Annotated in this window: 7 protein-coding genes; 2 read left to right on the top strand and 5 right to left on the bottom strand. The window is 64.8% G+C overall.

Annotation, left to right across the window (positions count from 1 at the left end):
* Positions 1 to 104: 104 nt before the first annotated feature.
* The 3 genes from AACH06_RS10100 to AACH06_RS10090 all read right to left on the bottom strand — a co-directional run bounded on the left by AACH06_RS10100 (position 105) and on the right by AACH06_RS10090 (position 4,326).
* Complete coding sequence (locus AACH06_RS10100; RefSeq protein ID WP_341425526.1) at positions 105 to 1,454, bottom strand: hypothetical protein; 1,350 nt, start codon at positions 1,452 to 1,454, stop codon at positions 105 to 107.
* A 7-nt stretch (positions 1,455 to 1,461) separates the two neighbouring features.
* The gene (locus AACH06_RS10095) at positions 1,462 to 3,177 is read right to left on the bottom strand and encodes an Hsp70 family protein (RefSeq protein WP_341425547.1); all 1,716 of its coding nucleotides are present in this window, start codon (positions 3,175 to 3,177) and stop codon (positions 1,462 to 1,464) included.
* Between the two features lie 84 nt (positions 3,178 to 3,261).
* Positions 3,262 to 4,326, bottom strand: coding sequence for a S1 family peptidase (locus tag AACH06_RS10090; protein ID WP_341425525.1), 1,065 nt, complete (start codon positions 4,324 to 4,326; stop codon positions 3,262 to 3,264).
* Positions 4,327 to 4,529: 203 nt separating this feature from the next.
* Here AACH06_RS10090 and AACH06_RS10085 point away from each other — a divergent pair, with 203 nt between their 5' ends.
* Complete coding sequence (locus AACH06_RS10085; RefSeq protein WP_341425524.1) at positions 4,530 to 5,063, top strand: EVE domain-containing protein; 534 nt, start codon at positions 4,530 to 4,532, stop codon at positions 5,061 to 5,063.
* A gap of 91 nt (positions 5,064 to 5,154) precedes the next feature.
* Here AACH06_RS10085 and AACH06_RS10080 read toward each other — a convergent pair whose 3' ends face one another.
* Complete coding sequence (locus tag AACH06_RS10080; protein ID WP_341425523.1) at positions 5,155 to 7,734, bottom strand: S8 family serine peptidase; 2,580 nt, start codon at positions 7,732 to 7,734, stop codon at positions 5,155 to 5,157.
* Between the two features lie 319 nt (positions 7,735 to 8,053).
* On the opposite strand from AACH06_RS10080, the gene AACH06_RS10075 reads away from it, so the two are divergent.
* Positions 8,054 to 8,635, top strand: coding sequence for an MOSC domain-containing protein (locus AACH06_RS10075; RefSeq protein ID WP_341425522.1), 582 nt, complete (start codon positions 8,054 to 8,056; stop codon positions 8,633 to 8,635).
* Between the two features lie 25 nt (positions 8,636 to 8,660).
* On the opposite strand, the gene argS is transcribed toward AACH06_RS10075, so the two are convergent.
* Entirely contained in the window at positions 8,661 to 10,391 is a 1,731-nt protein-coding gene (gene argS / locus AACH06_RS10070) for an arginine--tRNA ligase (protein ID WP_341425521.1), read from the bottom strand.
* Positions 10,392 to 10,580: the final 189 nt, after the last annotated feature.

Here is a 10,580-nt window from a genome sequence, read left to right as displayed (position 1 = left end):
TGAAGGATGTCCTGCAGAGGCTGCCTACGCAACGGGCCTGCAACATCGGCGAACTGCTGCCGCACCACTGGGTGCCAGCTATCTGACCGAACGCTCCGCCTCGGTCAATATGTGTTCCCCGGCTGCTTACGATCCACTTCGCGCGACGGCACATGAGAACTTCCGGTACGACTCGCTTCCGAAGAAGGTGGTTTCTGCGAAAGAGGGGCCGAAGACCTGGGCTGTGGCGCCACCGGCGCGGCGGGTGGCAAGTCAAACAGCGGGGTAAACGCAGGCGTCGAGGCGGGCGCCGACGGCCATGGCGGGGAGGAAAGGTGAGACTGATTGCTCGACGAGTAAGGCGAGCGTGGCGAATGATCTGCGGAACCGCCAATCAGGCGCAGCGCCATGAAGATCACAACGCCAAGGCCCCAAACCACGCCCCATGAACTCTCGCGCTTTGGGAGTTGGTCGGCTGCAGGTGGTCGGATGGATGGCGAAGCAGATGCCGATCGCTCGCGAGGCGAGCGGCGCTCGAACGCCTCCCGCTGTTCCGCGGGGATGGCCTCGAATGCCTCGTTCCATCGGACGAAATTGGTTTGCGAGGTGATCATGCGCAGCCACTGTGGATAGCGCTGTACCAGCGTCCTCAGCGTCGGCAGGCTGCGCATCAGTTCACCCGCATGCGGCATTTCATCGCGACGCAATCGCTGAATCAGTTCGCGGTTCGCCTTGAATGCGAGTGGCCCAAGGCTGTAGAACATCAAACGCTCTTGGATCGCCGAATCAAGTACAGCCCCGACACGACCAAACATCGCGAGCGCCCGGCGCTCCTGTTCCCAATGAAAGGTCTTGCTGGCAGGGCCGAACAGAAACTCATGACCCGGCCTCCAGCCTTCGGCCAGCAAGCAAGCGACACGCCACTCAAACATCGTGCGAGCTTCCAGATTGATCAGGCGCTCATCGGCCATGGCACGGTCGAGTGCCTGTTGCGCTTGATCTTCACTTTCGAACCCGGTGTCACGCGAAGCCAAGAAGCCTTGGAAGACCATGCCCGCCATGATCTCCGGCGTAGGCAGCTCTTCGGCTGCGTCCTCCCGTGACGCATCCTCATCCGGGGGAGCCGGCGCCGCCGACATGTTGATGAGGGAGTCAGCGTCCTGAGCACGCTCGTTGGCTGTCGTGCTCCCCGGCGCCCTGTCGTCGGCACGCTCCACCGACTGCACCGGCCTCTGCTCCTCATCGATCGCCTCACGCTCTGCCACCTGCCGTTGCCAGGTAATCCAACGCAAGGCCGCCTCGTACGCCTCACGCAGATCCTGAAAGGCCGCAGCCTGGGTGACCTGATCCAGCGCCTTCAGTCGCGCCGCATAGGCCTTTCGGACGGATCGCTCATCGGCCTGTGCATCCAGGCCCAGGTGGACCAGGAATGCTGGCACATGCGCAGAATGGTCGCGCTCGTCATCGTCTTCCATATCGGCCTCAGGCAGATGGGCCGTCGAAGACCGAGTTCTGCTCGATACGGTCCAACGCCTTCTCGAGTTCTTGGCGCCCGGGCTGAATCTGGCGATCGTCCTGCGTCGCCATCAGACGCTCGAAGCGCAGGATCTGCGCGCCCAACCATTCACGCAGGTCCCCCCGGCACTGCTCATAGAGTCGTTCAGCGCGGGCCATCAAGGTGCGGTTCTCGAGCCGGTCACGAGGATGGATCTTCAGCTCGGCCAAACCCCGAAGGCGATCCGCGATCTGGGCCTCGGTCAACAGCCCCGGATTGCCTTCGATCACCACCGCGACACTCTGCCCCGTCTTGTGAACAGTGGCCTCAACCTGAAGCAGGCCATTGACGTCATAGGTGAATCGGACGTCCACCGAACAGTCTGCTCGGGTGGCACGTGGCAAAGGTACCCTCAGGGTTCCCAGGTGAATGTTGTCACGCACCATACGCGCCTCGCCCTGGTAGATCTCAAGATCCAAGGCTTCTTGGTTGTCCGAGATGGGCACGTACTGCTTCACACGGCTGATGGGCACCGGACTGTTGCGCTCGATGACCGGATCGAAGTGCCCGTTCGACACCGAGCGTTCATCCAGCCGAACGCCCACCTCGACCCCCAACGAATAGGGCGACACGTCGGTCATCACAACCTCGTCAAGTGCCGCATCCTTGACGACCAGCCCCGCCTGAACAGCCGCTCCCAGCGCCACCACCTCGTCCGGATTCAGATCCACCGCGGGAAACCGCCCGAACATGGTGGTCACCAAACGGCGCACCAGAGGCATGCGCGTGGCACCACCAGCCAACACGATGCTGTCAAGTTCGCTGGTGCGAAGGTTGGCGTCTCGCAGCGCGCGCTCCACCGGGGCGCGCAGGCGCTTGAGCAGTGGCGCCGCGGCTTGCTCAAGCATGGATTCGCTCAAGTCCAGCGTGTATTCGTCCTGACCGTCCATCACGCGCATGGTGGCCTGGTCTCGCGTACTCAAGGCTCTCTTCGCTGATTCGGCCTGTGCCGTCAACCGTTGGGCGAACACCGGATCCTTGCGCAGACGCCCGGGCAGATTCAAGCGCTCGTGGAACATCTCCACCATGGCCTGGACAAAGTCTTCGCCGCCGAGGTAGTTGTCACCCGCGGAAGCCCTGACCTCCATGACCCCCTCGAACAACTCCAGAATCGAGACGTCAAAAGTGCCACCACCGAGATCAAACACCAAGAAGCGGCTTTCAGCGCCACGCAAGTGCATGCCATGCGCCAATGCAGCGGCCGTGGGCTCGTTGAGCAATCGTTCGACGGTCAGGCCTGCCAGCTGCCCGGCTACCCGGGTCGCCTTTCGCTGGGCATCCGAAAAGTAGGCAGGCACGGTGATGACGGCCCGTGTCACGGGCTCTCCCAGCATGGCCTCGGCGTCCGCCTTGAGGGCACGCAATATCAGCGCCGAGAGTTCCTCAGGCCTGAAGTCCCGCTTACCCAGGCGAAGTGACTTCTGGCTGCCCATATAGCGCTTGAACAGCGCCGCAGTTCGATCCGGATGTGTCTGCAGACGTTCGCGAGCAGCGCGCCCGACCAGGACGCTTCCATCGGCGTCCAAGCTGACGCATGAAGGTGTCAGGACATCGCCTAAGGCGTTTGGAATCAGCTCTGACTTCCCGTCACGCCAGACAGCCGCCAGGCTGTTGGTGGTTCCCAGGTCAATACCGATGATCATGGATGAAGCTCCCTTGGCAGGTCCATCGAAGTCAGTGCCTGCGGCCATGGCCTCGCGGTCGCAGACTTCAGATGGACCCGCTTGTCAGTTTGAATAGCAGGCAACCTGCACGACGGCTGGTACCGCCTGACGCAACAGTTCAGCGACTGCCCGCTTCGTGCCATTCACCGGAGGCACCCAGTCGATACCGTGGTACTCCATGACTCCCCTGATGGCCGACACACGTGTCACACGTCCGTGGAATCGTCCCCTTTCGCCACCCTCTATCTGACGAATCACGCCAACCAGGAGCCCTTGGTCATCCAACACGGCGGCCACGCTCATCGTGGTGGCCGCCGACACGGTGATCCAGGGCACGCCGCCATCTCGGTTGCCGGCCTCGCCGCCGGAAACAAACGCCGTGGAAACACGGGGCTGGGCTTTCAGAGGCGCACCGGCAGGGTGTCCCAGGAGCGTCAAGGCACTGCCTCTAGGCAATGGCTCTCCCCGAGGCCTGAGGGCCGTGAATGCTGAGCCATCCAGCTTCAGCAGCGCATAGTCCTCATGGGAACCACTGTCCCCGATCAGCGCGGGTCGCGAGGTGCCGGATACCAACACCTCCACGGTACCGCAGCCTTCGACCGCATCACCGGGTGCCAGGACCCACCCATCGCCCGAAATGACGAAGCCAGTGACCACCCGTTCGAGCCGGCGCTTGCCGGCCAACACGGGGGGCGGCGAGCTTGGAACCTGCGACGGCTCGGAAGCCTTGGGTGCGACGGCCGCCAGCCGACAGACCATCTCCAGCTCTTTGGCCTGGCGAGTGCCTTCATACACCGGCTTCATGAGCGGGCGCCCGGCATCATCTAGAACAACCGGGTTGGCTTCGCGAGAGTTGTAGAACTCACCTCGCGTACGGTGTTCGCAATCGACACCGATATCCGCAGCGAAGTTGTAGTTGGCGGTGTCCGATCGATACCGCGAACGCAGTCGGAATCGGACCAGACCCTGTTCGAGTCGGACGGAATTCACGTCGACTTCAAACTGTTCGTGGCCCACCGATCCTGCGTCCTGAAAGCTGGGGGCGGCGGAAGCCCAGCCACAGAGCGCCGACGCCAGTGTCCCGGCCGCGGCCCATTGCAACGCGTTCGACGCGCGTCGTGCATACATGCGTATCCCTCACCTCTTTTTGTATCGCCAGGAATTTTCCTTCAGGGACGGCTCGCAACCAAGCGGAGGATTTCTCCGCCACGGCGTGTTTGGCCGCATGGGCGGCCGTGTTGGAAGTGCGAGGACTGCTGACACCAGGTTGTCAGCAGGGGTTCGCGAGACTGGGCCGCCCAATCGCCCCATCCCGACACGAAGGCCGCACCATGCAACAGACCGCCCTGTTCCTCTCCTCCGCCACCCCCGCGCCCCGCTGGCCAACAGCCCCAGCCGCGCCGCTCACAACCCGCCCGCTGTTGAGCGCCGCCGAGCGTCAGGCCTGGATCGGGGTCGTCTCGCGCGAACACGTGCAGCGCGGCGTGGCCGGCAACTTCGTCCAGCTCAACCACGGGCAGAAGGCGCCGGTGCGTCGGTTGCGCGCCGGTGACCGCATCGCGATGTATTCGCCGCGCGCGGCCTACCCGGATGGCGCCGCGCTGCAATGCTTCACTGCGATAGGCGTGGTGGTCTCAGGCGAGGTCTACCAAGTGGAGATGTCACCGGACTTCCGCCCCTGGCGCGTCGATGTGGGGTTCGCGCCTTGCCGAGAGGCGCCGATCCGTCCGCTGATCGACCGGTTGAGCTTCATTCGCAGCAAGACGCAGTGGGGCGCCGCCTTCCGTTTCGGACAGTTGAAGGTGCCCGCACAGGACTTCGAGCTGATCGCCAGCGCCATGCAGGTCGAGTGGCCCGAGGATTGAACCCGCCAGGAAAAAGCCCCTGCGGTGTGAAGGCAGGGGCTCTCGATTGAACGCGCGCAACGCCTGGGCAGGCGCCGCGCGCGTGGGCTGATCACGGACGAGAGATCGTCACGACCGGCGAGGTCCAGGTTTCCCAGTCGGCGGCGTTGTTCGCGTCGCCCAGTGCCTTCAGCACCGACACCTTGACCACGTACTGGCCGTTCGGCACCGTGGAGGTCGACCCATCCTTCTTGAAGGTGGTGCCGTCCCAGGTCCAGGTGAAGAAGCCGGTGGCGGTCGAGCTGCGCGGCAGGTAGTTGTCCAGGCTGACGTAGTGCATGTTCTTGTTCGTCACGGCGTCGAAAGCTTCGAGCTTCATCTGCCGCGACTGGTGATCCAGGTGGATCAGGAAGAACGGAATGTCAGTGCCCGCCATCGTGTAGGTGGCGCCGCTGGGCTGGTTGGTGTAGTTCGCGCCATCGAACTTGGCCAGCCACGGGAAGCCGTTGGCCGTCGGGGCCAGCACCTGGATCGACTGGTAGTCGCCCTTGAAGCCGGCGTACGGCACGCGCATCACCTTGCCATCCGCCTGCGACGTGGCGACGACGTAGCCGCCGTACAGGCCCTTGTCGGCCAGGCCGGCGGGGGCTGTCACCGTCACGTCGACCGTGGCCGAGCCCTTGGCCGGCACCGTCACGCTGGACGCGCTGAAGGCCACGGTGGCAGGCGCGTCGAAGGCCGAGACGGTGAAGCTGTTCGGGCCGGTGGCCAGCGCGCTGGCGTGGCTCAGGTCGTAGGTGACGGCCGTCTTGCTGCTGTTCTTGAACGTCAGCGTGCGGGTCACCGGGCCGGCCTGGCTTTCGCCCAGAGCCAACTCACCCGGCTGGATCAGCGTGGTGGCTTGCGAAGCCTGCACCAGGTCCAGCATGCCGGCACCTTGGCGGTGCACCTGATCCAGGTAGCCCAGGTTCGGGTTGCCTTGCCAAGCCTTCGGATCGGCCGAGTTCTGCATGCGGTCGCGCATGGTCTTCGACGTGATCTTCGGGTTGGCTTGCAGCAGCAGCGCTGCACCGCCTGCGGTGTGCGGCGACGACATCGAGGTGCCCGACAGCGTGGCGTAGCCGCCCAGCTCCAGCGGGTAGGTCGAGTAGATCGAGCCGCCGGGGGCGCCGATGTTGGGCTTGACGCTCAGATCGGCAGCCAGGCCGTACGAGCTGAAGCTGGAGATCAGGCCACCGGTCAGTTGCGGGAACGAGCCCAGGTCGGCCGACCAGGTCATGTCCACGGCACCCGAGGCCAGACGGCTGTCGATCAGGGCGCCTTCAGTGTCCGACACCGAGACCACCGGGATGGTGATGGCAGGCGTGCCCACCACGGTCGGGCTGATGCGGCCCGGCACGTTGTTGTAGAGCACCACGCCGGCAGCGCCCGCGGTCTGGGCGTTGAAGGCCTTCTGGTAGAAGCTGCAGCTGCCGCGGCGAATGAGCGCCACGGTGCCGGTCAGGCTGCCCGGGGTCAGGGCCGAACAGGCGTCCGCCGTCGAGGCGACGGTGCCGGTGCGCGACATCGGCTGCGCGCCCGAGGTCGGAGCGGCCGGTGCGCCGGTGGCCGAGATGTAGCCGATGGGCGTGCCGTCCGGCGACACCATGAACTGGTTCAGCTTGGCGTGCGAGTTGTCGTACGACGCCACGCCGATGACCTTCTCGCCGACACCCGGGGCGCCCGCGGCGTACAGGCCGCTGGTGCCGCTGTTGCCGATCGAGGCGACCATCACCACGCCCGACTTCACCAGGCGATCAGCCGCCTTGGCGCTCGGGTACTCGGGCCACTGGAACGACGAGCCGATCGACTGGTTGACGACCTGCATGCCGTCGGCCAGCGCCATTTCCATCGCGGCGATCATGATGTCGGCGGTGGTCGAACCCGCGCAACCGAACACGCGATAGGCACCGAAGGTCACCTTCGGCGCCACGCCGGTCACCGCGCCTTCGGCGCCGACGATACCGGCCACGTGCGTGCCATGGCCACCGCAGTCGTCGGGGTTGGCATCAGGCACCGGGATCGGGTTGTAGTCGGGGCTGGAGGTGTCGGCATTGAAGTCATCGCCGACGAAGTCATAGCCGTACTTGACGCGCGTCGACGGGAACGAGGTGGAGCCGGGCGTGCCATTGCCGCCGAGCGCCGGGTGGTCGATGTCGACACCGGTGTCGATGATGCCGACCTTGATGCCATCACCCTTGATGCCCATGCCTTGCAGCACGTCGGCACCAGTCATGGCCAGCGCCGTGTCCATCTGCGGCTGCACTTCGCCTTCGACACGGATCGGCTTCGGTGCCTTGATCACTTCCACCGGGTACATCGCCTTCACGCCCGGCAGGCGCGAAATCTTGGCGCGCTCGGCGGCGGTGGCGGTGATGGACATGCCGTTGAACAGCACGTCGAAAGAGCGACGCTCCTTGAACTGGATGCCGGCCTGCTTGGCGGCGGCGCGGAACGCGGTCTTCTCGGCGCGCACCTTGTCGAGCTTGGCGCCTTCGATCGTCGGAGCACTCTGGAACTCGACGAACCAATGGTCCGTCTGCTCGGCCGCCTTGGCCGGCACAGATTGAGGCGCGGCGTGGACTCCCCCCACAACCAGCGTCAGGGCCGCTGCGGCGGCAGTGGCCAGCAGCGTTTTACGAATTTGCTTCACTCACTCGCTCCTCGGAAATGCTTGACGGGCGGCGGATGGCCGAACGCCAGCGATGAACAACTTGGGTCAGACACGCCAGCAGCTTCTGGCCGCGGCGGCCACCAACACGCAACAAGCAAGCCAGCCGGAGGCGGTCTTCGCCGCCCAGTGCCGGGCCAGCCGTTGGCAGGTCAGAACTGGCGATGCTGGAGACGGCTTGTTACGACGTCGATCGGGCAATCCCAAAGCGTTGAAGGTTCTTGAATATTGGGTCGCGGGTTTGCTCCAATGCAATGCCCCATGCAGGCGTGCCAGCCCGACAGCCGGGACAATCGCACCGATGAACGTCCTGAGTGTCAACACCGCCCGCGCCACCCCGGTGCACATCAATGGCCGCGAAGTTCTCACGGCCATCGGCAAGCAGCCCCGCCAAGGGCCGGTGCCCTACTTGCCGCTGGGGCTGGACGGCGACGAGCAGGCGGACTTGTCGGTGCACGGCGGCTTGTCCAAGGCGATCTACGCCTACCCGCATCGGCACTACGCGTTCTGGCGAACGGTGCGGGCACAGGCCCAGGTGGGCGGCTGGGACGACGAGTTGCTGCCGCCCGGCGCCATGGGCGAGAACCTGACACTCGAAGGGCTGGACGAGCGCGACTTGTGGATTGGCGACCAGCTGCATTTCGCCGACGGCGGCGTGATGGTGGTGAGCGAGCCGCGGTTCCCATGCTTCAAGTTCAACGCCCGCCTGGGCTTCTCGAAGGCGGCCAAGCTGATGGTCGAATCGGGCTACTGCGGCGCCTATCTGGCGGTGCTGCAGCCCGGTGCGGTGCAAGCGGGACAGGCCTTCACCCTTCAGCCTGGCCCTCGCGAGCTGGCGCTGCTGGAATTGTTTCGCTCACGTACCGCCGGCAAGAAATTCTGATCGTCGCGCGGCTCGCGGCGGTCGCCTACATGGCATCGACCGTGCGGATGCCCAGCAGGCCGAGGCCGACCCTCAGCGTGTCGGCCGTCAAACGACAGAGCTGCAGCCGGCTGGCCCGGACGGCGCCGTCGCTCCTCAGCACGGGGCACTGTTCGTAGAAACGGCTGAAAACCACCGCCAGTTCGAAGAGGTAGGCACAGAGGTGGTGAGGGGCAGCGTCTTTCGCCACCCCGTTGAGCGCGTCTGCCAGGCAAGCCAGCTGCAACGCCAAGGCCCGTTCAGGCGCGTCGACCAGCGTGATCGGCGCCGTGATGGCGAGCTGGCCGGCGTCGCGCAGCACCTTGGAACTGCGCGTGTAGGCGTACTGCAGGTAGGGGGCCGTGTACCCCTCGAACGCCAGCATCGACGCCCACGAGAACACATAGTCACTGGCACGGTTCTTTGACAGGTCGGCGAACTTCACGGCACCGACACCCACCGCATGTGCAATGTCTCGGCGGGCATCCTCGGGCAAATCCGGGTTCTTCTGGGTGACCAGCAAGAAGGCCCGTTCAGCCGCCTCTTTCAACAGTTCGCACAACTTCACCGTACCGCCGGAGCGCGTCTTGAACGGCTTGTTGTCCTCGCCCATCATCACACCGAAGCCGACATGCTCGAGGGACACGGTGTCGTCGACATAGCCTGCTTTGCGGGCCAGACAGAAGAGCTGCTGGAAGTGCAGGCCCTGGCGCTGGTCGACCACGTAGAGCACCCGATGGGCCCCCAGATCACGGACACGATGGCGCAGCGCGGCGAGATCGGTCGTTGAATACAGGTAGCCGCCATCCTGTTTTTGCACGATGTAGGCCTGGGCTTGACCTTCCTTGCTCCTGAACTCATCGAGGAAGACGACCTGCGCGCCATCGCTTTCGACCGCCAGGCCCTGGGCTTGAAGGTCTCGGAGGATGCCCGGCAGCTCATCGTTGTAGGCGCTCTCACCCTTCAAATCGGCGCGCGTCAGTCCAACACCCAACATGTCGTACACCGCTTCGCAGTGCCGCATCGAGACATCCAGGAAGCGTCGCCAAAGCGTCTGGACTTCCGCGTCCCCGCCCTGCAGTCGCACAACGTACTGGCGCGCAGTGTCAGCGAACTCGGGGTCCTCATCCATGCGCTGCTTCGCGCGGCGATAGAAGTCTTCGAGGTCCGACAAGGCGAGCTCCGTACCGACGCCCTTCTCGATCTCCACCAAAAAGGCCGTCAGCATGCCGAACTGCGTTCCCCAGTCGCCAATGTGATTCTGCGCAATGACGGTGTGACCGAGAAAGCGCAGCACCCGAGCCAGCGCGTCGCCGATGATGGTGGACCGCAAGTGCCCCACATGCATCTCTTTCGCGAGGTTCGACGACGAGTAGTCAATGACGACGCGCAGGGGCTGAGGGCGCGGCACGCCAAGACTCTCGCCAGCCAGCGCGGCCGCCGTGCGCGCGGCGAGGAATTCCGGCGCCAACGTGATGTTGATGAAGCCAGGCCCGGCGATCTCGACTCGGCTGGCGATGCCCGCCAAGTCGAGATGCGCAACCACCTGCTCTGCCAGTTCGCGTGGGTTCTGGCGTCGCGCCTTCGCCGCCGCCATGACGCCGTTCGCCTGGAAATCGCCGAATTCTGGACGCGCTGCACGCACGATGACGGCCGGTGCACCCTCGCAGCCGGCAGCGGCCAGGGCCGCGCTGACGCGAACGTCGAGCAATTGGAGAAGCGTCAGTTGTCGGCTCATAAGAAGTTGTCCAAGCTCCACGCCTCAGCTGCGGACGGGTGCACAGGGCTCCGCTCTATGCCACCCACAACGCATGATCGTGGGGTGCTGCTCATCATAGGTGCCCAACGCCCTGTGGGGAGCAGCCGCGGCCTGGCCCCCGCGCCCGCCTTTCGTCAGCGCCTGTTCTCACACGCCTTTTGACCACGC

The sequence above is a fragment of the Ideonella lacteola genome, assembly GCF_038066555.1.
Lineage (GTDB): Bacteria > Pseudomonadota > Gammaproteobacteria > Burkholderiales > Burkholderiaceae_C > Ideonella > Ideonella lacteola.
This window is presented reverse-complemented; position numbering and strand designations above follow the sequence as displayed.

Bases quoted from the DNA above. Each gene is read 5' to 3' on its own strand.
- AACH06_RS10100 (WP_341425526.1), bottom strand. From the start codon at position 1,454: ATGGAAGACGATGACGAGCGCGACCATTCTGCGCATGTGCCAGCATTC.
- AACH06_RS10095 (WP_341425547.1), bottom strand. From the start codon at position 3,177: ATGATCATCGGTATTGACCTGGGAACCACCAACAGCCTGGCGGCTGTC.
- AACH06_RS10090 (WP_341425525.1), bottom strand. From the start codon at position 4,326: ATGTATGCACGACGCGCGTCGAACGCGTTGCAATGGGCCGCGGCCGGG.
- AACH06_RS10085 (WP_341425524.1), top strand. From the start codon at position 4,530: ATGCAACAGACCGCCCTGTTCCTCTCCTCCGCCACCCCCGCGCCCCGC.
- AACH06_RS10075 (WP_341425522.1), top strand. From the start codon at position 8,054: ATGAACGTCCTGAGTGTCAACACCGCCCGCGCCACCCCGGTGCACATC.
- argS (WP_341425521.1), bottom strand. From the start codon at position 10,391: ATGAGCCGACAACTGACGCTTCTCCAATTGCTCGACGTTCGCGTCAGC.